The 25,081-nt window shown below is 66.1% G+C and carries 24 protein-coding genes; 13 read left to right on the forward strand and 11 right to left on the reverse strand.

The features are described 5' to 3' along the window. The first annotated feature begins 59 nt into the window (after positions 1-59). Positions 60-275, forward strand: a complete 216-nt coding sequence (locus HG262_RS31200; protein WP_082386981.1) for a hypothetical protein — start codon at positions 60-62, stop codon at positions 273-275. Positions 276-360: 85 nt separating this feature from the next. Here HG262_RS31200 and HG262_RS15025 read toward each other — a convergent pair whose 3' ends face one another. Continuing rightward, the gene (locus HG262_RS15025; RefSeq protein ID WP_169271767.1) at positions 361-1,326 is read right to left on the reverse strand and encodes a LysR substrate-binding domain-containing protein; all 966 of its coding nucleotides are present in this window, start codon (positions 1,324-1,326) and stop codon (positions 361-363) included. Positions 1,327-1,447: 121 nt separating this feature from the next. Here HG262_RS15025 and HG262_RS15030 point away from each other — a divergent pair, with 121 nt between their 5' ends. The 8 genes from HG262_RS15030 (at position 1,448) to HG262_RS15065 (ending at position 8,209) form a co-directional block, all read left to right on the forward strand. Then, entirely contained in the window at positions 1,448-2,440 is a 993-nt protein-coding gene (locus tag HG262_RS15030; RefSeq protein WP_169271768.1) for a tripartite tricarboxylate transporter substrate binding protein BugE, read from the forward strand. A 2-nt stretch (positions 2,441-2,442) separates the two neighbouring features. Next, positions 2,443-3,321: an N-formylglutamate amidohydrolase gene (locus HG262_RS15035; RefSeq protein ID WP_169271769.1), complete on the forward strand. Its 879-nt coding sequence runs from the start codon at positions 2,443-2,445 to the stop codon at positions 3,319-3,321. A 233-nt stretch (positions 3,322-3,554) separates the two neighbouring features. Beyond that, positions 3,555-3,860: a hypothetical protein gene (locus tag HG262_RS15040; protein ID WP_169271770.1), complete on the forward strand. Its 306-nt coding sequence runs from the start codon at positions 3,555-3,557 to the stop codon at positions 3,858-3,860. Positions 3,861-4,015: 155 nt separating this feature from the next. Continuing rightward, entirely contained in the window at positions 4,016-5,047 is a 1,032-nt protein-coding gene (locus HG262_RS15045; protein ID WP_169271771.1) for an ABC transporter substrate-binding protein, read from the forward strand. After that, entirely contained in the window at positions 5,034-6,047 is a 1,014-nt protein-coding gene (locus HG262_RS15050) for an ABC transporter permease subunit (RefSeq protein ID WP_169271772.1), read from the forward strand. Before HG262_RS15045 ends, HG262_RS15050 begins: the two co-directional genes overlap by 14 nt. Continuing rightward, on the forward strand, positions 6,041-6,832 hold the full coding sequence (locus HG262_RS15055) for an ABC transporter ATP-binding protein (RefSeq protein ID WP_169271773.1): 792 nt from the start codon (positions 6,041-6,043) through the stop codon (positions 6,830-6,832). Before HG262_RS15050 ends, HG262_RS15055 begins: the two co-directional genes overlap by 7 nt. Continuing rightward, positions 6,826-7,938: a cytochrome c gene (locus HG262_RS15060; RefSeq protein ID WP_348984394.1), complete on the forward strand. Its 1,113-nt coding sequence runs from the start codon at positions 6,826-6,828 to the stop codon at positions 7,936-7,938. The genes HG262_RS15055 and HG262_RS15060 overlap by 7 nt, the downstream gene beginning before the upstream one ends. Positions 7,939-8,020: 82 nt before the next feature. After that, entirely contained in the window at positions 8,021-8,209 is a 189-nt protein-coding gene (locus HG262_RS15065) for a hypothetical protein (protein ID WP_169271774.1), read from the forward strand. Between the two features lie 64 nt (positions 8,210-8,273). Here HG262_RS15065 and HG262_RS15070 read toward each other — a convergent pair whose 3' ends face one another. Beyond that, entirely contained in the window at positions 8,274-9,116 is an 843-nt protein-coding gene (locus tag HG262_RS15070; protein WP_169271775.1) for a LysR substrate-binding domain-containing protein, read from the reverse strand. A gap of 112 nt (positions 9,117-9,228) precedes the next feature. On the opposite strand from HG262_RS15070, the gene HG262_RS15075 reads away from it, so the two are divergent. Beyond that, positions 9,229-10,212: a bile acid:sodium symporter family protein gene (locus HG262_RS15075; protein WP_169271776.1), complete on the forward strand. Its 984-nt coding sequence runs from the start codon at positions 9,229-9,231 to the stop codon at positions 10,210-10,212. A 25-nt stretch (positions 10,213-10,237) separates the two neighbouring features. On the opposite strand, the gene HG262_RS15080 is transcribed toward HG262_RS15075, so the two are convergent. After that, positions 10,238-10,624, reverse strand: coding sequence for a Rieske 2Fe-2S domain-containing protein (locus tag HG262_RS15080; RefSeq protein ID WP_169271777.1), 387 nt, complete (start codon positions 10,622-10,624; stop codon positions 10,238-10,240). 51 nt (positions 10,625-10,675) lie between these two features. Further along, the gene (locus HG262_RS15085; protein ID WP_169271778.1) at positions 10,676-12,490 is read right to left on the reverse strand and encodes an ABC transporter ATP-binding protein/permease; all 1,815 of its coding nucleotides are present in this window, start codon (positions 12,488-12,490) and stop codon (positions 10,676-10,678) included. A gap of 263 nt (positions 12,491-12,753) precedes the next feature. On the opposite strand from HG262_RS15085, the gene HG262_RS15090 reads away from it, so the two are divergent. After that, positions 12,754-13,581, forward strand: a complete 828-nt coding sequence (locus tag HG262_RS15090; protein ID WP_169271779.1) for an aldo/keto reductase — start codon at positions 12,754-12,756, stop codon at positions 13,579-13,581. Between the two features lie 64 nt (positions 13,582-13,645). Here HG262_RS15090 and HG262_RS15095 read toward each other — a convergent pair whose 3' ends face one another. Both HG262_RS15095 and HG262_RS15100 read right to left on the reverse strand, forming a co-directional pair. After that, a complete protein-coding gene (locus HG262_RS15095) occupies positions 13,646-13,843 on the reverse strand; it encodes a hypothetical protein (RefSeq protein WP_169271780.1) in 198 nt (65 codons plus the stop codon). Beyond that, positions 13,840-15,015: a PepSY-associated TM helix domain-containing protein gene (locus HG262_RS15100; RefSeq protein ID WP_169271781.1), complete on the reverse strand. Its 1,176-nt coding sequence runs from the start codon at positions 15,013-15,015 to the stop codon at positions 13,840-13,842. The genes HG262_RS15095 and HG262_RS15100 overlap by 4 nt, the downstream gene beginning before the upstream one ends. A 244-nt stretch (positions 15,016-15,259) precedes the next feature. On the opposite strand from HG262_RS15100, the gene HG262_RS15105 reads away from it, so the two are divergent. Next, on the forward strand, positions 15,260-15,976 hold the full coding sequence (locus HG262_RS15105) for a metallophosphoesterase (protein WP_169271782.1): 717 nt from the start codon (positions 15,260-15,262) through the stop codon (positions 15,974-15,976). Positions 15,977-16,054: 78 nt separating this feature from the next. Here HG262_RS15105 and HG262_RS15110 read toward each other — a convergent pair whose 3' ends face one another. Both HG262_RS15110 and HG262_RS15115 read right to left on the reverse strand, forming a co-directional pair. Then, entirely contained in the window at positions 16,055-18,721 is a 2,667-nt protein-coding gene (locus HG262_RS15110; RefSeq protein WP_169271783.1) for a PBP1A family penicillin-binding protein, read from the reverse strand. Between the two features lie 226 nt (positions 18,722-18,947). Next, a complete protein-coding gene (locus HG262_RS15115; RefSeq protein ID WP_169271784.1) occupies positions 18,948-19,766 on the reverse strand; it encodes a helix-turn-helix transcriptional regulator in 819 nt (272 codons plus the stop codon). A gap of 167 nt (positions 19,767-19,933) precedes the next feature. On the opposite strand from HG262_RS15115, the gene HG262_RS15120 reads away from it, so the two are divergent. Next, positions 19,934-21,196, forward strand: a complete 1,263-nt coding sequence (locus HG262_RS15120) for an MFS transporter (protein ID WP_169271785.1) — start codon at positions 19,934-19,936, stop codon at positions 21,194-21,196. 68 nt (positions 21,197-21,264) lie between these two features. Here the strand turns inward: HG262_RS15120 and pgaD are convergent, their stop codons facing one another. Genes pgaD through pgaB form a run of 3 tightly spaced genes read right to left on the reverse strand, consistent with a single transcriptional unit; the run spans position 21,265 to position 25,078 of the window. Continuing rightward, entirely contained in the window at positions 21,265-21,711 is a 447-nt protein-coding gene (gene pgaD / locus HG262_RS15125; protein ID WP_169271786.1) for a poly-beta-1,6-N-acetyl-D-glucosamine biosynthesis protein PgaD, read from the reverse strand. Further along, positions 21,708-23,045 (reverse strand): poly-beta-1,6-N-acetyl-D-glucosamine synthase, encoded by a 1,338-nt coding sequence (pgaC, locus tag HG262_RS15130; RefSeq protein ID WP_169271787.1) that lies wholly within the window; start codon positions 23,043-23,045, stop codon positions 21,708-21,710. Before pgaC ends, pgaD begins: the two co-directional genes overlap by 4 nt. Further along, positions 23,042-25,078 (reverse strand): poly-beta-1,6-N-acetyl-D-glucosamine N-deacetylase PgaB, encoded by a 2,037-nt coding sequence (pgaB, locus tag HG262_RS15135; protein ID WP_169271788.1) that lies wholly within the window; start codon positions 25,076-25,078, stop codon positions 23,042-23,044. Before pgaB ends, pgaC begins: the two co-directional genes overlap by 4 nt. Positions 25,079-25,081 lie beyond the last annotated feature (3 nt).

Below are 25,081 nucleotides of genomic sequence, written 5' to 3' on the forward strand. Positions count from 1 at the left end.
TAGAAAAACATTGGTGAAATCCCTTACAATTTGCTAACACTGTTTGTGGGGAAGCATCAATGAGCGTTATGTGCTTGGCTTGCCAACGCATTAACCCGGGGCTGTCAGGCGTTGCGCCGCATTCGCACCTGGGACATCAAGGTTTCACCAACCCGACCCAGAAAGGGCGGGAGGAAAGCCGTGAAGACCATTTTCGCTGCCTGAGTTGCGGGGCGAAATGGCTGCGTGAAACCGATAAGTGGGGCGTGGACCTGGGCTTCAAGCTCGCACCCTGATCGCGTTGTGCCATCGCATGGGAATCGGGTCTCTGAAAAGAGGCCCGTTTCATTTTGAAATGTTATGCGGGGTATTTCTGAAACGTTATGCTGCCGCGTCGCCGGCCCCGGAGGGCGGGCGCGGCGGTCTGGCCGCCGCGACGTCGGGGTCCGCGCTGGCGGTCTCCAGCAGCCATTGCCGAAAACAGGCCAGCGCGTAGTGGTCACGGCGTTGGGCTGGCGCGCACAGGTGATAGCCGCGGCTGAGCCGGATGGGCAGATCGCCGAACGGGGCGGCAACGCGGCCGGCCTGGAGCTCGTCGCGCACCAGGCAACGCTGCAGCACCGCGATCCCCATATCGGCCATCACGGCGCGGACCAGGATGGATACCTGGTCGAAACCATTGGATAGCGTGACAGCGTCGCGGGGCACGCCGGCCGCGGTGAACCATTGCGCCCAGTTGTCCTTGCCGTTCGAGTGGTACAGCAGCGGTTCGCCAAGCAGGCCGTGCGGCGTGCTCCACAGGCCTTGGGCCTGCCTTGCCGCCAGCCGGCCCGGGTGGCAGATCACCACCATTTCCCGGCCGATGACGTAGTCGGCCTGCCAGCCGGGCCACTGTTCGGGCGTGCCGGACAGGATGCTGGCATCGGGCGTTGCGCCCGAAAAATCCTCATTGCGCCGGTAGGCCGCGAAACTCAGCTGGATCTCGGGATGGCGCCGATGGAAATCGGGCAGGTGCGGCACCAGCCAGGCGCTGGCCAGCGTGGGGACGGTGGACAAGGTCAGGCGCAAGCGGCGGTCGTCGGCCCGCAGTTCGGTGCTGAGCGATTCGATTGCCTGCAATGGCCCCTGCGCGCCGTCGTAAAGCCGCTTGCCCATGTCGGTCAAGGTCAGCCCGTGCGCGTTCCGGTGCATCAGGGGCTGGCCGAAATGCGCTTCCAATCGGGAGATGGCGCGGCTGATGGCGCCCTGGGTCACGCACAGCGTCTGTGCCGCCTGTGTGAAGCTGGAGAGGCGCGCGGCCGTGATGAAGGCGTGCAGCTCTGACATGGACGGCGAGTGCAGGCGCATTGAGCATGATCTTTGGTAATGAAGGAGTGCAATATAGTCGTTTGAAAGGGGACCGTAAAGTTTGGACACTGGCGGCCGTATCAGCAGACCCATAACGTTTTTCCCTTTTCGGAGTAACCCCATGTCCCGCCGCCTGTTGGGCCGGTCCGCGCGTTTCGCGCTTGCCGGCATGTTCGCCACGCTGTCTTTTGCCGGCTTGTCCCACGCCGCCGACTATCCTTCCCGTCCCATCAAGCTGGTGGTGCCGTTTGCCGCGGGCGGTTCGACCGACATCGTCGCCCGCCTGGTGGCGGAATACGCCGGCCGCGACCTGAAGCAGACCATCGTCGTCGAAAACAAGGCGGGCGCGGGCGGTTCGATGGGCATGGAGCAAGTGGCACGCTCCACGCCGGACGGCTACACGATCGGTATGGCCACGATGAGCACGCATGGGTCTAACCCAGCCGTGTACCGCAAGATGAATTACGACCCGGTGAAGGATTTCGTGCCGGTGGCCAACGTGCTGGCCGTGCCCAGTATCTTTGCGATCAATCCGAACCTGCCGGCCAAGAACATGGCGGAATTCGTGGCGTTGGCCAAGCGCGCGCCGGCTGACCGGTACAGCTTCGCGTCGCCGGGCGTGGGCTCGTTGGGCCACGTGAACATCGAGAACTTCATGATGTTGTCCGGCATCAAGCTGCTGCACGTGCCGTACCGTGGCGCGGGCCCGGCCTTGAACGATGTGATGGGCGGGCAGGTGGATGCGATCACCGATAACCTGTCGTCGACCTTGCCGCAGGTGCTGGGCGGCAAGTTGCGTCCGCTGGCCGTGCTGGGCGCCGAGCGTTCGCCGCTGCTGCCGGACGTGCCCACCTACATTGAACTGGGTTATCCCGACATGGGCACGGGTGGCTGGTTCGGCCTGGTGGCGCCGGCGGGCACGCCGACCGCCGTGGTCGACCGCTTGAACCAGGCGGTGCGCGCCGCGATGCAGGACCCCGAGTTCCGCAAGAAGGCCGAGGACGTGGGTGGTACGCTGATGCCGACGACCCCCCAAGAGTTCCAGGTCCAGATCGAACAGGCCCTGGCCCGCTACGCCAAGGTGGCCAAGGCCGCCAACATTCAGGCTGACTGACGATGAGAAACGCCGATTTCAACGCGGTTTCCGTGCATGAACCCCAGGGGCCGGCGTTGCCGCTGGTCTGTGATTCGCCCCATAGCGGCGAACGCTATCCGGATGACTTCCGCGCCGCCGCGACGCGTTCGCAGCTGCGCCAGGGCGAAGACACGCACGTGGACGCGTTGTGGTCGGCGGCGCCGGCATTGGGCGCCACGCTGATCGCGGCGAACTTCCCGCGCGTCTATATCGACCCGAACCGGACGTTGCAGGACCTGGATCCGGAACTGCTGGCCGAGCCGTGGCCCGAACCGCTGGCGCCGGGCGAGAAGACCCGGCTGGGCAAGGGTCTGATCTGGCGCCGGATGGACAAGGCCACGCCGGTCTACGACCGCAAGCTGACGCTGGACGAAGTGCGCCACCGCATTCAGGCGTATTACGAGCCCTACCATGCGGCCTTGTCGCAGGCGATCGGCCGGGTCGAGCAGCGTTTCGGCGCCGTCTGGCACCTGAACCTGCATTCCATGCCCAATGACGCCTACGAACGCCTGGGCCGGCAAAGCGAGCACCCGCTGGCGGACTTCGTGCTGGGCGACCGGGACGGCACCACCTGCGAGCCGGAATTCATCGCGCTGATCGAGAAGGCCTTGCGCGATCTGGGTTATACGGTGGCGCGCAACGATCCCTACAAGGGCGTGCAACTGATCGCGCAGATCGGGCAACCGGCGCTGAACCGGCACAGCCTGCAAGTGGAGATCCGGCGTCCGTTGTACATGGACGAGGCCACGCGGGAGCGCAACGCAGGATTCGAACTGTTGCGCGGGCATCTGTCGCAGGTGCTGGAGCAGGTGGCGGACTATGTACGCGTTCGCATGAAGGCGGTCACGTCGACAAAATAGATTCGCGTGTGTGAAGCGGTGCCCGAAGCCGGAATTGATGCAGATCAATTCCGGCTTCTTTTTTTCGGGCGGGCCTCTCCGAGGTAAAAGGCATTCGCTCCTGGAGCAACGAGCCCGCGTCGACGGGAGCCGCGTGCCGGCCTGCTTTTTCAGGTACTTAAGTTTTCTTGTGTCGGGCCGTTGTCGCTAACAACGAGCTGCGCCGCCTTTGGCCGTGGCGATAGGGAACCGTAATGCTAGAGAAGACGATCAACGGATTTTCGGTGGTTGCGTACGCAACGCAACCCGAGGGCCGCATCCCCCCGCGTGCGTTCCTGGAAACGCGGCGTCTTGTGCCCAAGGCCAAGCCTGCAGATGCCGAGGCCGAAGCGGCCGAGTCGGCGCAACCGGAAGCGGACAAGCCCGAAGGCCAGCCCTTCGAAATCTTCGTCAGCCGGCGGTTTCGCAGCACGATCGAAGCCATGTCGGCGGCGCGCAACGCGTTGGATCGCGTGAAAAACGTGGATGAGGACGGTGTGCCGGACCCCCTGCCGGAGTAGCGCGCGAGGGCGGGCGAGGCGGGGCCGGCAACGTTGATTGCCGGCGTCGGACCCATATTGTTATCCCGACTTTGTATTTGTCGAACCCCTGACAGCAGGCTGATGATGCCGCATGGCAATCATCGCCATTCACAGTCTGCTCAAAAGGAAGGTTGATGAATACGAACGTCCATTGCCCCGCGCTTACCGCGCGGGGAGTTTCACGCCGCGCCCTGTTGCGCGCGGCGAGCGTCGCGGGATTGGCCGCGCCGCTGGGCATGCTGGGTTCCCGCGTGCTGGCGGCCGATTCGGCGCCGCGAACGTTCAAGATTGCATGGAGCCAGACCGCCGTCTGCCAGTCGCCCGTGTCTGTCGCGCTTGAGCGCGGCTTCTTCGAAAAGTACGGGTTGAAGGTCGAACGCATCAATTTCAGCGGATCGACCGATCAGTTGCTGGAAGCGATCGCCACCGGGCATGCCGACGGCGGCATCGGCATGGCGCTGAGGTGGCTCAAGCCGCTGGAGCAGGGCTTTGACGTGAAGCTGGCAGTGGGCACGCACGGCGGCTGCATGCGCTTGCTGACCGCGGAAGACTCGCCTATCAAAAGCGTGAACGACTTGAAGGGCCGCCGCGTGGCCGTATCGGATCAGGCCAGCCCCGTGAAGAATTTCTTTGCGATCCGCGTGGCCCAACTGGGCATCGACCCCGAGTCCGTGGACTGGCGTCAGTATCCACAGGATCTGTTCGGCGAGGTGCTGAGAAAAGGCGAGGTGGATGCCATCGCCGGCGACGATCCGCTGATCTATACGCTGCGCGAAGACAACAAGCTACGCGAGATTGCGACCAACATTGAAGGCGACTACGAGAACCGAACCTGCTGCGTGCTGGGCCTGCGCGGCGACCTGGTGCGCAAGGATCCCGAGGCGGCCGCGGCCATCTCGCGCGCGGTGATCGACGCGCAACGCTGGACCGCGTCCAACCCTGACGAGACGGCGCGCATTTTCGCGCCCTATGTGCCGGGCAAGGTACCGGCCGATCGCGTGGCTGCAATCTTGCGCAGCCATAGCCACGGGCACGCCTCCACGGGGGCCGCGTTGCGCGAGGAGATCGTGGGCTACGCCAAGGACTTGAAGACCATCAAGGTACTGAGCGCGAATCTGGATATCAACAAATACGCGCAAGTGGTGGTGCCCAATGTCCTCGGCTGACGCATTGCCGGCCCGCGCGGGGGGCGCGGCGCTGGCGCCGGGCTGGCGCTTGTGGAAGACGGGCGTGGCCGCCGCCGCCGTATGGGCAGGCGTGGGCGGCGTGACGCTGGGCTGGCCGAACGTGGAAGTGGGCTTTTCGTCTTGGGGCTACACGCAAGAGTTCGGCGTGGCGACCTTGGCGCTGGCGGCGCTGCTTCTGCTGGTGGCGGTGTCGGGCGCAGAGCAGGCGCGGCCGGTGCGCGCCCTGCGTCGCGCCGGGCCATGGCTGCTGGCGCTGGCGCTTGCGGTGGGTGTGTGGGAAATCGCGACGGCGAAACTGGCGCTGCTGCCCAGCCCGTTCTTTGCCCCGCCGCAGTCGCTGATCGAGGTCTACGTCACCGACTACAAGCGCTTGGGCGACAGCCTGGTGAATTCGCTGTGGCTGCTGGCCAACGGTTTCCTGCTGGGGGCGGCCGCGGGCTTTCTGACGGGCGTGGCGATCGGTTGGTCGCGGGGACTGGGCTACTGGGTGCATCCGGTGCTGCGCTTTCTGGGGCCGGTGCCGTCCACCGCCTTGCTGCCAATGGCGTTCTTCTTCTTTCCCTCCAGTTGGTCGGCGGCGGTGTTCCTGATCGCACTGGCGACGTGGTTTCCGGTCACGGTGCTGACCTGGTCCGGCGTGGCGGGCGTGAACCGCGCCTACTACGACGTGGCGCGCACGATGGGCGCCAACGAATGGTTCCTGGTGTTGCGCGTGGCGATTCCGGCCGCGTTGCCGCAGGTCTTCGTGGGCCTGTTCATGGGGCTGGGCGCGTCGTTCTCGGTGCTGGTGGCCGCGGAAATGATGGGCGTGAAGTCCGGGCTGGGCTGGTACTTGTCGTGGGCGCAGGGCTGGGCGTCGTACGCCAATATGTATGGCGCGCTGTTCGTCATGGCGCTGGTGTTCTCGGGGCTGATCACCTTGTTGTTCCTGGGGCGGGACCGCCTCCTGGCTTGGCAGAAAGGAGTGGTGAAATGGTAGCGGCAGCCGTGGCGCAAGCGCCCATCCCGCGCGGCGCGGCGCTGGCCGTGCAAGGCGTGAATCATCATTTCGACCTGGACGGCACCGCTTTGCCGGTGCTGGACAGCATCGACCTGGAGGTCAAGCCCGGCGAGTTCGTGGCGCTGCTGGGCCCCAGCGGTTGCGGCAAATCGACGCTGTTGCGGCTGGTGGCGGGTTTGGAGCCGCCGGCGCAAGGGGGCTTGCTGGCGGATGGCGAGCCGATCGACGGACCGTCGCCGTCGCGCATCGTCGTGTTCCAGGATCCCACCCTGTACCCCTGGCGCACCGTCTGGAACAACGTGGCGTTGGGACTGCAGGCGCGTGGCCTGTTGAAGACCGAGCGCCATCGCGTCGATGACGCCTTGCAGCGCGTGGGCCTGGCTTCCTTCAGCAAGGCGTATCCGCATCAGTTGTCGGGAGGCATGGCCCAGCGTGCAGCATTGGCCCGCGCGCTGGTCAACGACCCGCGCATCCTGATCCTGGATGAGCCCTTGGGCAAGCTGGATTCGCTGACGCGCATCGCCATGCAATCCGAACTGGTCGAATTGTGGCAACGCGCGGGGTTCACGGCCCTGCTGGTGACGCACGATGTGGAAGAGGCCCTGTTCATGGCGTCGCGCATCGTGGTGTTGAGCGAGCGGCCCGCGCGGATCAAGGACGAGATCATCAACGATCTGCCCTATCCGCGGCATCGGGGCGACCCGAGGCTGGCGGCATTGCGCCATCGCGCACTGTCCTTGCTGGGGCTGGATGCGACGTGGTGAGGATATTGGGGCTGGCGCTGGCTGTGCTGGGCGTGCTGGGGGTTGCGGTCGCCGTGGCGGTCTGGCGGCAACCGCAAGCGGCGCTGGCGATTTCCCACTGGCCTTTCGCCTGGCGCTATGACCCGGACCTGCCCGTCAGCCCGCACACCTGGCGGCAGCTATGGCTGGCATTGGCGCAAAGCGGCGTCGCGCTGGTGATGCTGGTGTGCGCGTTGTTCTCCAGACGCTGGCGATACGGTCTGCTGGCCGTGGCCGTCGTGCTCGCCTTCAGCACGCAGTGGCCGCGTCCGCAGATGCTGTTGACCGAGGCGCACAGCACGTCGTATCAGCGTTCGCCGTTGGTCTTTTCGGACGCCAACGTGCTGCGGGGCGGGCGGCTGTATCAGGCGCAGTGCGCAAGCTGCCATGGCGCGGCGGCCGACGGCCGCGGGCCGCGGGCGGCTAGCTTGCCCACTTGGCCCAGCGTGTTGGGCGCGCCGCTTTTCGACAACCGCCTGGAAGGCGAATTGCATTGGCACGTGGGCCAAGGCGGCAAGAGGCCGTCCGCGTCCGCCATGCATGGCTTTCAAGCGGTGTTGAGCGCGGACGACATTTGGCGCGTGCTGGACTACTTACGACTGCGCGCCTATGGCACAAGCGGCGGCGCAGGCATGCCGGCCGTCCCGGCGCCAGTTGTGCATCTGGTCTGCCGCGATGGGCGCGCGGATAGCCTGAGCGGATTGCGCGGCCTGCCGTTGCGTGTGGTGGCACACGCGCTGGAGGCTCCGGACCAACCGCAGGACCCGCGCATATTGACGATTGCCCTGACGCGCGGCGCGCCAGGCAAGGCCAATGCCGACTGCGTGGCGGCGGATCGCGGCGCGTGGGATGCCTATGCCCTGGCGGCGGGTGTGCCGCCCGAGGCGCTGGCGGGCGCGCAATTCATGGTGGATCGGCGCGGTTGGTTACGCGCGCGGCGTCTGCCTGGCGCCGCGCCCGCCTGGACCAGCGCGGACAACGTCTGCGGGCCGGGGGGGCGGATGGAGGGCGGGGCCGCGGGCGGGCTGGGCGAACTGCTGCTGGCGATGGATCGCACACCCATTGCCTTGCCACAGAGATCCCCTTGAATCCCGCAAGACCGGGTGCCACGTTGGGAGCGCTTCTTGCGGGAGAAGGGGGCGGCCATTCGGCCGATCAAGGTGAAGCGACATGAACACACCCCTACCCAACCCGCCCATTGAACCCGAGCATTCCGATTCACAGGAAAAACTGGATCTTCCAGACGATGCGGACGACGGGTCCGACCTTCCCGAAGTCGAAGCCCAGCCGGAAGAACTGGCCGAACTGGAACCCGAAGAGCCGGTAGGCACGCCGGCATCCAATCAGCAGGAGTCATGAGTGCCCCTTGCCTGCGTGGCCGGGATAGCGCATCCGGCCAGCTGGGAAAAGGCAGCGCGGCGGCTCAGGTCAGCGTGCTGCGCATCAGGATCTCGGTGAGCGCGCGGGTGGGCTTGTTGGGCGCGGGCGCCGAGATGACGATGAATTCCACCTGCGGCAAGGCGGGCAACTGGCTCGCGCCTGCGGGGGCGGCCAGGCCCGCCGTGGACAGATGGGAGGGTTGCACCGTGATGCCCAGCCCGGCGCGGGCGGCGGCCTGGCAGCCGGCGTAGCTGGTGCTGGTGCAGACGATCTGCCAACTGCGGCCGGCGCGCGCCAGCGCGTCCAGCGTCAGCGTGCGGGTCACGCTGGGCTCGCGCAGCAAGATCAGCGGCAGCGGTTCGTCGGGGGCGATGCGCAAGCCCTCCTTGGCCCGCCACAGCAGGGCTTCCTTGTGCAAGGTCTGTCCCCGGCGGTCGCCGCGGCGGCGTTTGCCGATCATCACATCCAGCCCGTTGTCGTCCAGCAGCTTGTAGAGCTCGCTGGTGACGCCGATGGTCAGGTCCAGCTCCACTTCGGGGTGGGCCAGGCGGAAGGCGGCCAGTACGTCGGGCAGCGGTCCCATCGCCAGGTCGTCCGAGGTGCCCAGGCGCACGCGGCCGCGCAGGCGGGGCGCGTCGAACAGCCTTTCGGCCCGCTCATGGGCGTCCAGGATGATTGCCGCGTGCACCAGCAAGCTGCGGCCGTCGCTGGTCAACGTCAGCGAATGCGTGTCGCGCAGGAACAGCCGGCGGTTGACGGCCTGCTCCAGTTGCCGGACGTGTTCGCTAACCGTGGGCTGGGTCAGGCCCAGCCGCCGCGCGGCTTCGGTGAAGCTGGGCGCGGCGGCGGCGGCAGCAAAGGTCTTGAGCCACAAGGGATTGAGCATGGCGCAGTTGGGTCATAGGAATTACCGATGACAGTTAAAGTAATCAGTGGGCTTCACGATGGCAAGGGGCGCGCCTATAGTTTTCCGTAACTTCTTGGAAAACCCTTTCGCCATGCGCCGCTTCCTACCTGACCAATTCACGCTCATCCTGATCGCTACGGTGGTGTTCGCCAGTTTCTTCCCCGCGGTGGGCAAGGGCGCATCCTTCATGATGGTGGCCAGCAACGTGGCCATTTCGCTGCTGTTTTTCCTGCACGGCGCGCGCCTGTCCACCGACGCCATCGTGGCGGGGGTGAAGGACGTGCGCCTGCATGCGCTGATCCTTGCGTGCACCTTCATCCTGTTTCCGGCGTTGGGGTTGGGGCTGCGGGCGCTGTTCCCCGGTTTGCTGACGCCGTCGTTGTGGCTGGGCGTGCTGTTCGTCTGCACCTTGTCGTCGACGGTGCAATCGTCCATCGCGTTCACTTCGATGGCGCGCGGCAACGTACCTGGCGCCATTTGCGCAGCGACGGCATCCAATCTGCTGGGCACGGTGTTGACGCCGCTGCTGGTGGCCGTGCTGCTGCATCGCCAGGGCGGCGGGCACGGGCTGGCCGACGCCGGCCGCATCCTGCTGCAGCTGTTGCTGCCGTTCGCGGTGGGCAGCCTGCTGCGGCCGTGGATCGGGGCCTGGGCTCAGCGCAACAACCGTGCCTTGTCCAAGGTGGATCGCAGTTCGATCCTGCTGGCCGTCTACACCGCGTTCAGCGAAGCCGTTGCCCAGGGTATCTGGCATGCGTTTCCGGCCATCGATCTGGCCACGATGGTGCTGGTCAACGCCTTGTTGCTGGGGTCGGTGCTGCTGATCACGACATGGGGCAGCCGCAAGCTGGGCTTATCCAAGGAAAACGAGATCACGCTGGTCTTCTGCGGCTCGAAGAAGTCGCTGGCCTCGGGCATTCCGCTGGCGACCGTGCTGTTCGGCACCTCGCAGATGGGCGTGGTGGTGCTGCCGCTGATGATCTTCCACCAGATGCAGTTGATGGTGTGCGCGGTGCTGGCGCGCCGGTATGCGGAGCGACAGGAGCCGGTCCGGGTGGCGGTGGCCGGCGCCTAGGGACGGCCGCCGCTGACAGGCCCCGTCAGGCGGCCTGGTCCCGCGGCTGGATCTTGCCGCTGGGTTGCCAGAAGACGTCGCCGTCGCGCTCATTGACGGTCAAAACGGCCAGGCGGCCGTTCTTGCAGGGGCCGCCCACGCACAGGCCCGTGTCGGGTTGGTAGGTGGCGCCGTGGCGCGCGCACATGAGCAGGTCGCCGGCGCGCGTGAAAAAGCTGCCTTCCCAGTCGAGTTCGACGCCCACGTGGGCGCAACGGTTCAGGTAGCCATGCACGCGGTCCTGGTAGCGCACGAAGAACGCGGTGGTCTGGCCCGCGCTATCGGTCACCGGCACTTTTACGCCCAGCCCGCCGTTGACGAGCTCGGAGGCGGCACAGACGCGGACTTCGGGGGCGGCGGGGGAATCCTGCATAGTGGGCCTTCTAGGAAAAGGGTGCGATATTCGGACAGGGGGCAGGGCTTGTCAATCGGCGGGCGCGGCGGGGATGGCGGGGGCGCTGTCCTGCTGGCGGGCCCACATGCTGGCGTAGACGCCGCCCTGGGCCAGCAACTGGGGATGGCGCCCGCGTTCGATGACGCGTCCGTCGGACAGCACGATGATCTCGTCCGCATCCGCCACGGTGGACAGGCGATGGGCGATGATCAGCGTGCTGCGGCCCTGGCTGACTTCGCGCAGGTTCGCCTGGATTTCGCGTTCTGTATGGGTGTCCAGCGCGCTGGTGGCCTCGTCGAACAGGAAAATGGCGGGGTTTTTCAGGATGGTGCGGGCAATCGCCACGCGCTGCTTTTCCCCGCCCGACAGTTTCAGGCCGCGCTCGCCCACCATGGTCTGGTAGCCGTCGGGCATGGTCATGATCAGGTCATGGATGTGCGCCAGCCGCGCGGCGGCCTGGATCTCGGCGTCGGTGGCGCCGGGCCGGCCGTAGCCGATGTTGTAGTGGATGGTGTCGTTGAACAACACCGTGTCTTGCGGCACCACGCCGATCGCCGCCCGCAGGCTGGCCTGGGTGACGTCGCGCACGTCCTGGCCGTCGACGACGATGGCGCCGCTATCGGCGTCGTAGAAGCGGAAGAGCAGCCGGCCGATCGTGGATTTGCCGGCGCCCGATGTGCCCACGACCGCTACGGTCTTGCCGGCGGGGATGGTAAAGCTGACGCCTTTCAGGATGGGGCGGCGCGCGTCATAGCCGAAATGCACGTCGCGGAATTCGACCTGGCCGCCTGCGATCTGCAGGGGGTGGGCATCGGGGCGGTCAGCGACTTCGCGGTCCTGGCCCAGCAGTTCGAACATGCGCTCCATGTCGATGATCGCCTGCTTGATCTCGCGGTAGATGAAGCCGAAAAAGCTGAGCGGCTGGTACAGCTGCAGCAGGTAGGTGTTGACCAGCACGAAGTCGCCCAGGGTGTAGCGGCCTTCGGCGATGCCGGTGGCGGCCATCCACATGACCAGCGTCAGGCCGACCGAGATGATGGCGGCCTGGCCCACGTTCAGGATAGACAGGCTGACCTGGCTGCGCACGGCGGCACGTTCATAGCGGGTCAGTGAGGCGTCATAACGGCGCGCTTCGTGCTCTTCGTTGCCAAAGTACTTGACGGTTTCGTAGTTCAGCAGGCTTTCGATGGCTTTGGTGTTGGCCTCGGAGTCGGTCTCGTTCATCTGGCGCCGGAACTTGGCGCGCCACTCGGTGACGGCAAGCGTGTAGGCCATGTACAGGATCACGGTCGCACCGGTGGCCAGCGCCAGCCACACGTCGAACATCTTCCAGAGCACGATGCAGACCAGGCCGATTTCAAAGAACGTCGGCAGGATGTTGAACAGCAGGAACGACAGCAGCGTCTGGATGCCTTTGGTACCGCGTTCGATGGCCCGGGTCAGCCCGCCGGTCTGGCGCGACAGGTGAAAGCGCAGTGCCAGGGCGTGCAGGTGCCGGAAGATCTGCAGGCCGACGGCGCGGATGGCGTGCTGGCCGACCCGCGCGAAGATGGCGTCGCGCAGTTCGGAGAACAGCAGCGACAGTACCCGGGCCGTGCCATAGGCCAGGATCAGGCCCAGCGGGACCGTGACGGCACCGGGGGCGCCTTTGCCCAGTTCGTCGATGGCGTGCTTGTAGATCAGCGGCACGTAGACGGTGGCCGCCTTGGCGGCGAACAGACAGAGCAGCGCGGCGACGACGCGCACCTTCAACCCTGTCTTGCCGGGTGGCCAAAGATAGGGGAAAAGCGTACGCAGGGTGGAAAAACCGCCGCGGTTGCTGGGCGGCGCGTCAGGGGGATTCATGGCTGGCTGGGGACCGGATGCGGGGGGCGGGAGGGCGTTTGACGGCCATTATCGGGCACCGGCGCTATTATTTGGCTGATAACCCCTGGTGCATACGGACCATTGCTGGGGGAGGTTCATCCGGTATTGCGAGGCGGGCGCAGCTCGGCAAGCCCGCTCCTTTTTTCTCTTCAATCCTGGGATAGGCCGGGCTGTGCCCAGGGTTGCGCGACGTGGCGCATATTCGCCGCGCCGATGTCGCGGTGCAAGCAACGGAGGGTCTTATGGCGAAAGTACCCGCAGTGAAATTGAACGACGGCAACAAGATCCCGCAACTGGGGCTGGGCGTCTGGCAGGTGCCGGACGAGCAGGCCGCGTCCAGCGTGAAGGAGGCGCTGGCGGCCGGTTACCGCTCGGTGGACACCGCGGCCATCTATGGCAACGAGTCGGGGGTGGGCGCTGGATTGCGCGCGGCCGGCGTGGCGCGCAAGGACCTGTTCGTGACCACCAAGCTGTGGAACGACCGGCACGGCTATGACGACGCGCACAAGGCGATGGACGAAAGCCTGGAAAAGCTGGGTCTGGCGTATGTGGACCTGTACCTGATCCATTGGCCCGTGGCGGGCAGCGCGAAGTTCCTGGACGCCTGGCGTGCCATGGTCGAGATGAAGGAAGACGGCCGCGCCCGTTCGATCGGCGTATCCAATTTCACGCAGGCCAATCTGGAACAGTTGATGGCGTCGTCGAAAGTGACGCCGGCCGTCAATCAGATCGAGCTGCATCCCGGCTTCGCCCAGCGCGAACTGCGGGCATTCCACGCCAGGCACGGGATCGCGACGGAATCCTGGAGCCCCTTGGCCCAGGGCGCCATCACGAAGGAAAAGGTCATCCTGGAATTGGCGAAAAAGCACGGCAAGTCGCCCGCGCAGGTGACGTTGCGATGGCATTTGCAGAGCGATCTGATCGTAATTCCCAAATCGGTCACGCCCGCCCGCATCCGCGAGAACATCGACGTTTTCGACTTCGAACTGTCAGAGGACGAGATGGCGGCGATCGACGGCATCAAGGAAGGCGTGCGCCTGGGGCCCGACCCCGAGCGTTTCGGCAAATAAGGCCGGCAAACGCAAGCTGGCGGGGATGGGGCGGCGGGACCCCATATTCCCCGTGTCCGCCGCGCTAGTGCTTCAGCGGGAAGCACCAGTAACGCACGATGACGACCAGCAGGATGGTCAGCGTGATCCAGGAGGCCCAATGCCAGCCGCCGGTGCCGAGCAGGGCGGCCAGCAGGCCGAACACGCTTAGCGCGCCCAGCAGGATCGGCACGCCCCAGACAAACATGACGCCACGGCCCCCTTTGCTTTTATGGGCGCTCATGCGGGGGTCCTTTGCGGGGCGGCGGCAGCCTGGTGCTTTCTCACGAGTTCGTTGATGCGCGCTTCGGTGGCGCGGCGGCGCGCCAGCCACAGGTAGAGGCCGCTGACGAGGACCACGATGGTGATCAGGTCCAGCAGGGCCCAGATGATCTTCAGGGGCAGGCCGGCGTAATCGCCGAAGTGCAGCGGGCGGGACACTTCCAGCGCGGTCAGGTACCAGGGCATCTTGGCCACGGTTGTCAGCGCGCCGGTCTTGCCGTCTACCAGCACCGGCGTATTCAGCTTGGAGGTCAAGGGCGTATCGCCGCGCATCCAGGCGATGTAGTGGTGCGGGCTGCCGAAGGCGTTGCCGGGAAAGGCGATGAACGACACTTCGTTGCCCGGCAGGGCCTTTTTCGCCGTATCGGCGGCCAACTGGGCCGATGCCAGCTCCGTCGGCACGGTCTGGCCCTTGTAGGGTTCCAGGATGCGGACCAGTTCGGTCGATTGCCACAGGCGGAACAGCGGCGTCGACAATTCGTTGATGACGCCCGTGACGCCCACCACGAACGCCCAGACCAGCGTGACGATGCCCAGCAGGTTGTGCAGGTCCAGCCATTTCAGGCGCGAGGACCGCGTGGCGCGCACGGTGCCGAATTCCAGCTTCTTCATGAAGGGGCCGTACAGCACGACGCCGGACACGATGGCCACGCAGAACAGCAGGCCCATGAATCCCAGGAACAACTCGCCCGGCAACCCTGCGAACAGGTCCACGTGCAGGGCCAGCATGATGCCCATGAAAGAGAACTTGTCCTGCGTGTAGGGTGGGCCGTCGAGCAGCACGTCGCCCGTGCGGCCGTCCATGCGCACGGCGTGCCCGGATGCCTGGCCGTCGCCCGGTTTCTTGGCCATGCCCACCCAGACCTGGGGTTCGTCGGGGTCGAAGAACAGGTAGTCGATCACTTCGCCGGGATACATGGACTTGGCGCTTGCGACCAGTTTGTCCAGATTGGCGGGTGGCGTGTTGGCCGGCACGTCCGACAGGGGTTTGGCGTCATCCAGCCAGTGTTCGATTTCGTGGTGGAACACCAGCGGCAAACCGGTCAGACAGATGATGAGCAGGAAGATGGTGCAGACGAGGCTGGTCCATTTATGGATCCAGTACCAGGTCTTGATGGTGGAGGCGGCTGTCATGGCGACGGCAGGAGGCGGCCTGCGCGGCCCCCTTTCAGGTATCAGTTGGGAAAGTCGGAACATTATCACGAACAATACCGATTCTCGTAACGCAATATTTTGACCTCGTTGGCAAGGGGGGCGCACGGGCGTGGGGCGGGAAAGCGGGTTAAAAAGAAGGGTCAGGTTTCAACAGGCAAGCACAGCCACGGCCGGGTTATGGGGACGGATTCATCCGCCCACGGACGGTGGTTCTCGGATCATCATGGAGCAGCGATTTCTGAAAATTCCGCGCAATGAACGCGGCCGCGATTTTGCGGTGGGCGACGTGCATGGGCATTTTTCCCGGTTACAGGAAAGCCTGGACCGCCTGGGTTTCGATCCGGCGTGCGACCGGCTGTTTTCCGTGGGCGACCTGGTCGACCGGGGCCCGGAAAACGAGGCCGCGCTGGAATGGCTGGCCCAGCCCTGGTTCCATGCGGTCCAGGGCAACCATGAGGACTATGCGATCCGCCACGTGCGCACGGGCCAGGTAGACGTCATGAACTGGCGCGGCTATGGCGGCGGCTGGTTTCTTGACCTGCCGCCTGACCGGCAGAAAGTCTTTGCCGAAACGTTTGCGCAACTGCCCATCGCCATCGAGGTCGAGACCTCAGGCGGCGCGGTCGGCTTGCTGCATGCGGATTGCCCGGTGCTGTTCTGGCCGCGGCTGGAATCCGCGCTGCAAGACCGCTACCAACGCACCAGCGCAGCCTGCCAGTGGTCGCGCGAACGCCTGCGGCAAATGGACAGGACAGTGATCAAGGGCGTGCGGGCGGTGGTGGCGGGGCATACCCCGGTGGCGGCGCCCTTGCTGCTGGGCAACGTCTATCACATCGATACCGAGGGCTGGCGGGCGGGCTATTTCACGTTCCTGGACCTGGAGTCCCTGCTGGCCTGGCCGCGCGAGGTGGTCACCGAGCTGGCCACCGAGGAAGAATAGCCGGCTGGCCCGCCCACGGCGGGGCAATGGAAAAGAGCGCCCTGGAGAGGCGCTCTTTTGCGTTTGCGCAGGCCGGGCTCAGAGCGGCCGGGCCGCGACCGGGGCAGTGGTGGTGACCGCGCTGGCGCTGACGCCATTGCCATCCAGGTTGAAGGCGGGGGCACCTGCGGCGGGCGATCCTGCGGCGGGCGATCCTGCGGCAGGCGATCCTGCGGCAGGCGATCCCGCGGCGGGCGATCCCGCAGCGGGCGTGTTGTCCGCACGGGGTGGCGGGATCGGCATCAAGGGGGCCTGGACGGCGCTGTTCGGGTTCGACGGCGCCAAGGCCGCGCCGGGAGCCGGTAGCGGCTTGACCGAGGTGTCGACCCCGTCGGTGGAGCGGTTGTTGTTCAGGAAGTCGGTCAGGGCGTCGCCCGAGGACAAATCCAGCGAGGCCACGGCCTGGCCCGGCGGGAATTCGGAGAAGTAGTACTCGCCGTTTTCGACCAGCAGCCCGTCCGGGCGCGGCGCCTGCTTGGCATCCGGCACGCCCTTGAGCACCGGCTGCATGAAGTCCAGCCAGGTCGACAGGGCCAACCCGCTGCCGAATTCGTTCGTGCCCAGCGATTTGGGCTGGTCGAAGCCCATCCAGACCGTGGTGGCCAGCGCGGGCGTGAAACCCGAGAACCAGACGTCCACGGCTTCGTTGGTGGTGCCGGTCTTGCCGCCGACGTCGTTGCGCTTGAGCACCTGGTGCGCGCGCGCCGCCGTGCCGCTGGTGGCGACGCCGCGCAGGATGTCGTCCATGACCCAGGCCGTGCGCGGATCGATGGCGCGCGCCGCTTCGTCGCCAGCCTTGACGGGTTGCGCCTGCATCAGCACTTTGCCGGAACGGTCGGTCACGTGGTCCACCAGATAGGGCGTGACGCGGTAGCCGCCGTTGGCGAAGACGCTGTAGCCGTTGACCACCTGCAAGGGCGTGGCGCCGCCCGCGCCCAGCGCCAGCGGCAGCACGGCCGGCCAGCGGGACTTGTCGAAGCCGAAGCGGGTCAGGTAGTCCTGCGCGTACTGCGGCGAGATGGCTTGCAGGATGCGGATCGACACCATGTTCTTGGAACGGTACAGGCCCTGGCGCAAGGTCAGCATGGGCTCGTACTTGTTGCCGTCGTTCTTGGGCTGCCAATCCTTCGAGCCGGTCTGGGCCGCGGTCAGCATGAATGGCTGGTCCGAAATCTGCGTGGCGGGGGTGAAGCCGCGCTCCAGCGCCGCCGCGTAGACAAACGGCTTGATGTTGGAGCCGGGCTGGCGCCAGGCCTGGGTCACCCGGTTGAAGGTGCCGCGGTTGTAGTCGAAGCCGCCGATCATGGCGCGGATGGCGCCGTCCTGGGGCGCCATGGACACCAACGCCGCCTGCAGCGCCGGCATGTTGATGATTTCCCAGCTGTCGCCGTCCTTGTCGCCGGTCTTGTGGATGTAGACCACCGAACCGCGGCGGATGCGCTGGCTGTCGCTGGCCTTCGGGTTAAGGGCGCGGGCCACGACGGCCAGCGCCTTCTTGTCGGAAATGGTGATGATGTCGCGTCCGCTGCGGGCCAGCTTCACTTCCGTGGGACTGGCCGACAGCACCACGGCGGCCAGCAGGTCTTCGCTGTCGGGCGCCTTGTCCTGCACGCCGTCCAGGACCTCGTCCAGCGCTTGCGGGTCGCTTTCCACGCCGTCGGGCAGGTCGATCTGGTCTTCCGGGCCGGGGTAGACGGCGCGGCGCGTGTAGTCCAGGACGCCGTCGCGCACGGCGCGGTAGGCGGCTTCCTGGGCCTTGGAGTCGATCGTGGTGTAGACGTCGATGCCCTTGGAATAGGTGTCTTCCTGGAACACGCCGTACATCAGCTGGCGCGCCAGTTCGGCCGGGTAGTCGCCATGCACCGCGAAGCCGCGCGCGCTGGTGCCGTCCGCGCCGCGGATCGTCAGGTGCTGCTTCAAGGCTTCGTCGGCCTGCTCCGGCGTCAGGTAGCCCAGCGTCTTCATGCGGCCCAGCACGTAGTGCTGGCGGATTTCAGCGCGCGGGAAATTGGTGATGGGGTTAAAGCGCGACGGGGCCTTGGGGATGCCGGCCAGCATGGCGGCCTCGGCCGGTGTCACTTCAGACAGCGGCTTGCCCAGGTAGGTGCGCGATGCGGCGGCGAAGCCGTAGGCGCGGTGGCCCAGGTAGATCTGGTTCATGTAGAGCTCGAGGATCTGATCCTTACTGAGCTCGTTTTCGATTTTGAAGGTCAGCAGCAGTTCGTAGAACTTGCGCGAATAGGTCTTTTCCGACGACAGGTAGAAGTTGCGCGCCACCTGCATGGTGATGGTGCTGCCCCCTTGCGACTTCGAGCCCTTGACGACGTTGGTCAGCACGGCACGCGCGACACCCATCCAGTCGACGCCGCCGTGGCTGTAGAAGCGGTCGTCCTCGGCCGCCAGTACCGCCTGGCGCATCACGGCCGGGATCTCGTCGAAGCGCAGCACGTTGCGATGCTCTTCGCCGTATTCGCCGATAAGCACCTTGTCGGCCGTATAGATGCGCAGCGGCACTCGCGGACGGTAGTCCGTCATGGCGTGCAGGTCGGGCAGGCTGGGCCAGGCCAGCGCCAGGGCGAGGCCCAGCAGAACGGCCCCGCACACGCCGGCACCGGCCGCGGCGATGCCCGCTTTGACCAGGATTCGTTTCCAGGGAAGGCCCGATTTGCCGCCCGGGGTGGCGGAGGATTGCTGGGGGGTGCTCATTGCAGGCGATTCTAGGGCAGAACGCTATAGACCGGCCATGGCGCAATAAGGTTTCAGTAACCAAACTTGCCGAGGGCGCGGTGGGGGACGTGTGCCACGTAAATATAGGGACGGGGTCTAGCATACGCCGGACGCGGCTTTCCCGCGCATGGGCATGGGAATGCGCTGTGAAATGTATTGCGCGCGGTGACAAACGGCAAGGCCGGTTGCACGATTTTGTCGGAATTCAGCGTCGGTTCAGCGCATCTGCGCCTTGCAGGTAGCGCTGCGGCGGCGCGCCCAGCGCCCGATGGAACATGGCGCTGAATGCGCTGGGGCTGCGGTAGCCCAGGTCGGCCGCGATGCGCGCCACCGGCACTCCCAGCGACAGGCGGCACACCGCGTCCGCCAGGCGCACCTGCTGCACCCACTGCCGGTAGTTCAGGCCCAACTCCGCCTGGAACAACCGGATCAGGGTGCGGGCGCTGGCGCCGACATCGCTGCCCCAGTCTTCAATGCCGCGTTGCAACCCCGGCTGGTCCAGGATGGCCATGCAGATGGTCTGCAGCCGGCGGTCGCGCGGCCAAGGGATCTGGAAGGGCACCACGCGGGCAGCGGCCAGTTCGGACAGGATCAGCGCGGCGACCTGTTCTTCGCGACCGCCCAGCGGGTAATCGGCGGGCGCGGCCGTCAGCGCCAGGATCAGTTCGCGCAGCAGGCCGCTGACCTCGACCACCTGGCACTGCGACCAATAGTCCGCCGCGGCCTCGGCCTGGATGTATAGCGATCGCATGGACACCGCGCCCACCATGTCCACCCCGTGCGGCACGCCCGCCGGCACCCATAGCGCGCGCAGAGGCGGCAACGCCCAGAAGCCGCTGGGCGTGGTGACGCGCATGACGCCTTCGACTGCGTAGATCAATTGGGCGCGGGGATGGGAGTGCGCGCCGGTCTGGGCGCCCGCCGGGAATTCCTTGGCCATGGCCGTGACCGCGCGCGGCAGGTGCTGATAGTCCTGGGCATTGATGCTGCGGGCGGGGTCCGGCACGGGCGGGCGGGTGGGCATAGGTGTCACTTTCGACAAAAGGATGAGGGGAATCCTGAAAGCGTTGTAGCCGTATTTTGTCACTTTCACGACGAAAATTGGCAGATCTCCGCCGCGCCGGATTCCTACACTGTCCTCTGGTCCCCGGCTCGGCGCCGGGCAATCCGGCCCCTTTTTCCATGCGCACCATGAATTCCGCCCAGAATCCTGTCGCCGGCGTTACCGACGCCGCCATTCCCGCTCCCGCATCCGCGCCGGCGTCAGACCCGTCTACCGCCTACAAGGTGCTGGGCGCCATCAGCGTGGCGCATTTGATGAACGACATGATCCAGTCGATCCTGTTGGCCATCTATCCGATGCTGAAAGAATCGTTCAGCCTCTCGTTCGCGCAGATCGGGATGATTACGCTGGTCTATCAATTGGCCGCTTCACTATTGCAGCCGTTCATCGGTTTCTATACCGACCGCCATCCCAAGCCGTATTCCTTGCCGGTGGGCATGGGCTTCACGCTGGCGGGCCTGTTGCTGCTATCGGTCGCGCCGTCGTTCGGTTGGCTGCTGGTGGCCGCCGTGCTGGTGGGAACGGGCTCGTCCGTGTTCCATCCGGAATCGTCCCGGGTGGCGCGCATGGCCTCGGGCGGACGTCACGGCCTGGCGCAGTCGCTCTTCCAGGTGGGCGGCAACGTGGGGTCGGCGTTGGGGCCGCTGCTGGCGGCGCTCTTCATCATTCCGCACGGGCAGGGCAGCGTGGCGTGGTTTTCGCTGGCGGCGCTGTTGGGCATCGTGGTGCTGACGGGAATCGGGCGCTGGTACAGCGCCAACCGCGTGCGCCTGAAGCCGCGTGCGCGGCGCGACGGGGCGGGCAACGGACTGTCGCGCAACCAGGTGCTGGGCGCGTTGACCGTGCTGGGCGTGCTGGTGTTCTCCAAGTATTTCTATCTGGCCAGCCTGAACAGCTATTTCACTTTCTACCTGATCGGCAAGTTCGGTTTGTCGGTGCGCGAGGCGCAGCTGTACCTGTTCCTGTTCCTGGCCGCCGTGGCGGTGGGTACGGTGGTGGGCGGGCCCATCGGCGACCGCGTCGGCCGCAAGATCGTGATCTGGGCCTCCATTCTGGGCGTGGCGCCGTTCACGCTGATGCTGCCCTACGCGAACCTGTTCTGGACCGGCGCGCTGGTCGTCGTGATCGGCATGGTGCTGGCGTCGGCGTTTTCCGCCATCGTGGTCTATGCGCAGGAACTGGTGCCGGGCAAGGTGGGCATGATCGCCGGCCTGTTCTTCGGCTTTGCGTTCGGCATGGGCGGCGTGGGCGCCGCGGCGCTGGGCAAGCTGGCGGACGCGACGAGTCTGGGCTATGTGTACCAGGTGTGCGCGTATCTGCCGCTGCTGGGAGTGGTGGCGATCCTGCTGCCGAATGTGGAGAAGCCCCGGGCCGGCACGGCCCGCGGGTGACGCGCGCCGTGTGCCTGCGCACCCTGGCGTCGTCAACGACGGCGCGCGGGCGCAGGCCCCGCTTGCCGTCAGCCCGCTTGCACCGCGTGCAGGCGGGGCTGGCTCTTCTCTATCTGCAGGATTTCGCCGTCGTGGCCGTGATGGATGACCGAGATCCGGGCTGCGCGCAGGTCCGCCAGCTGGGCGGACGTGACGGCGAAACTCTTGGCCAGGCGTTGGTCCGAGAGCGCCTTGATGGGCTTGCGGCGGTCCTTGCCGCCGAAGCGCCGGTGGTTGTAGACCGCCCAGCCCACCAGCACGGCGGCGTTCGCCAGCGCCAGCAGCCCGTAACCCCAGAGCGTGCGCACCGTGGGCAGGAAGACGGGCCACAAATTCACGTCGGGGCCGCCCGCCGTGGCGCGCAGGATCGCGACGATGCCCGACCCAAACAAGTAGACAAAGGCGAACCAGCCGATGGCCGTTAGCAGCAGGTCGACAAGGTAGCCCGCGCGCGAGCGTTGCGTGGTGATGATCATGATGCGTCCGGTGATTTGATGCCCCGGTCCGGGCTGGTCCAGCGCGCGCGCCGGGCCTGCTTGCGAAGCATGACTTTGGGGAAACTGACCAGCGTGGTGAACAGGCTGACCATCCAGTAGGCCAGCGGATACCAGATGACCCAGTACAGCGCGCGGGTCAGGCCGGTTTCATAGCGGCGGTCGATCAGGATGCTGACGGCGAATTGCAGCAGGCACACCATCGCCAGCATCATGCCGGTGAAGGCGGGCGGCATCAGGCTGGCGATCTGCATCTGGTTGGGCAGCGCGACGAACTGGCTGATCACCCATAGCAGCACCGAAATCGCGAACGCGAAGGCCCAGGCGGTGGACAGGCAGAATTCCGCCACCAGCGGCCATAGCCGGCGATGACGCCAGCTCCAGATCGAGCGCAGGTTCTTCAGGAAAACCTCGGCGCCGCCCTGGGCCCAGCGCAAGCGCTGCTTCCACAATCCGCGCAGGGTTTCGGGCATCAGGATCCAGCACAGTCCGCGCGGCTCATAGAAAATCGACCAGTGATCGCGTTGCAGCTTCCAGCTGATGTCGATGTCTTCGGTGATCATGTCCAGGCTCCAATAGCCCACGCGGTCCAGCGCGACGCGGCGGAACGCGGCCACGACGCCGGATACGGTGAACACCTGTCCGTAGACGCGTTGCGTGCGTTTGATCAGGCCGATGATCGACGAGAATTCGCCCACCTGGATGCGGCCGATCAGCGTGGATCGCGTGCGGATGCGCGGGTTGCCCGTCACCGCGCCCACGCGCGGGTTGTCGATCAGCGGCGCGACCAGATACGCGGCCGCATCCGGATCCAGCACCGCGTCCCCGTCGATGCAGACCAGGTATTCGCTGCGTGCGGCCAGCGCGCCCATGCGCAACGCCATCGCCTTGCCCTGGTTCTGGGCCAGGTGCACGACGCGCAGTTTCGGGTGCACCGCCGCCAAGCGGTCCAGCATGGCGGCGGTGCCATCGCGGGAGCCGTCATTGATGGCGATGACCTCGATGTGCGGATAGTTCTGGCCCAGCGCGGCCAGCAGGGTTTCTTCGCCGTTGTCGGCTTCGTTGAAACAGGGCACGAGGATGGACACCAGCGGATCGCCGGCAAGCAAAGGCGGTTGGCGGTCCTTGCCCCATTTCCAGTGCCGCTCCCAATGCCACCAGAAGTAGATGCCGCCGGCCATCCACATGCCGGACATGAAGAGGGGATAGAAGAAGACGAAGCCCAGCAGCGCCTCGCCGGTCAGCATCAACGTGAAGCCGAACGGCGCGCCGAGCACTGCGCAAAGGATTATCAGGGCGAGCAGACGGTCGATCATCGGAGGGGATACCACGCTTCGGAGATGGCGGGCCGGATGCCTTGCAACCGGGGCTGGTCTTGCGAGAAGTCATCGGGGTAATAGCCGAAACTGAGCGCGCCGCGCCGTTGCAGGCGCTGCATCCAGCCGGCCAGCACCGCGGTGTCCACGGGTGCGCCTTCAGGCTGGCCAGGGCCGGTGCGCCAGTCGCGGCTTTGCAGTTCGAACACGGTCTTGCCGAGTGCGCCCGGGCGGCGCGCGACGGCGTCGACCATCGAATCCAGCCACGCGTTCTCCTGCCCCTTGGACACGTTTTCCATCAAGGGCATCGCCATGGGGGCAGTCCAGTCGTACGCGCCCAGGAAGTCGTCCAGGTTCTGCGCGAACCAGGTCTCGGACGCCGGGTTCAGCACGGGTTGCGCATAGATGTTGCGGGCCGTCTTGATTTGCGGCCCGCGCACCGTCCGTACGCGTTGCGTGAGGCTGGCGGTGAAATCGACCAGGGCGCGGCTTTTGAAACGGGTCCAGCGTTGCAGGGTGTCCGGGTCCGCGCGCAGCTCGGCGATGCTGCCGGGCAGGCCGGCCGAGCGGTAGGCGGCAAGCGCCGCGGGGCTGGCGTCTTCGAAGTCGGACAGCAGGGCGTCGTCGTGGAACAGCACGCCGTCGAAGATCGCGTAGCGCGCCAGGTCTTCGTACAGGTCGCCGATGCGCGCCCGCACCGTAGCGTCGAAAGGAGACAGGCGGCGGTACTGTTCCGGGTCGGGCTGCGCCAGGCCTTCCGCCGCCGGATCCCAGCGGGTGACGCGCGGCAGGGCTGGATCAAGATCGAACGCCAGCACCGGCATCCAGGCGTAGACCATCACGTTGGCGCGGTTGTGCAATTGCCAGGCCGCGCGATTGAACAGGTCGGCGCGCATGGGCAGCCAGCGGTTGGGAAAGTACACCGACTTCACCAGGCCGTCGCCCTCCGGGTCCGCATAGGCTTGCAGGAAGACGGTGTTGATCTGCATGTCCAGGATGCGCTGTACCAATTCGCCCAGGTTGCGGTCGGTCTGTGCGGGATCGGGGTCGTAGACGTAGTCCAGGTCGATGTGCGCGACCCGCATGAACGGATTCGCTTCCATGCCGATGACACTGTTGGCGAAGGGCTTTAACGCGGGGTCGCTGGACAACAGCAGCCGTGGCGTGGACATCAGGCGGCCCAGCCGGCCGGCGCCGTCTTCCAGCGTCAGGGCCAGTTGATAGCCGTGTTCACCCGCGATGCGCAGCGTAGAGCCGCCTTCCGCGCCATAGGGCCAGACCCAGACGCGCGGGGTCTTGCCCGTCGCGCGGCGGATCTTTTCGGTGATGGCGGCCACATCGCGGCCCATGCGGGCGTCGAACTCGGCCTCGGTTTCATATTGGCGCGTTTGCGCGTTGTAGGCGCGGATGGCCGCGGCCGGCTCGGTATTGCCCTGGGGGTTGGCCAGCGCGCCATAGTGGGACGCGTTGGTGTGCGCGGCGATCTCTACCAGGCCGGATTGCGAGATTTCGCGGATCTCGTCCCAGTTCAGGAAGCGCTTGCGCGCCTCGGGGCTGCCCCCGAAGTCCACCGGCTGCCCTGCCGGCGTATCCATCCAGACGCCGACGGGGGCCAGCAGCGCGGGCCAGCCGTAGGCTTTCAGGATGGGCAGCACCCGGGTGTAGAAGCTGCGGTAGCCGTCGTCGAACGACAGCAGCACGGCGCGGTCGGGAAGGGGCTTGCCGCCCTGGCGCGCCGCCAGGATCTGGTCGACGGACACGGCCTGGTAGCCATTGGCGCGCAGCCAGGCCAACTGGTCGACCAGCCGGTCGGTGCGGACGCTTAAGAAACCCTGGTCAGGGTCGTCGTCTTCGACGTCGTGATAGGCCAGCGCCAGGAACTGATCCGGCTTCCAGGGTTGTTCCGCGGCGGCGACGGGGCGCTCGGCCGGCGGCGTGTAGACGGGGATGTCCTTGGCACAGGCGGTCAACGCCAGGATGACCAGCAGCAGCAAGGCTGCCAGGATCAAACGGGTGGGGGTGTTAAGCGGCATGAC

It is taken from the genome of Achromobacter sp. Bel (assembly GCF_012928505.1).
GTDB lineage: Bacteria > Pseudomonadota > Gammaproteobacteria > Burkholderiales > Burkholderiaceae_B > Achromobacter.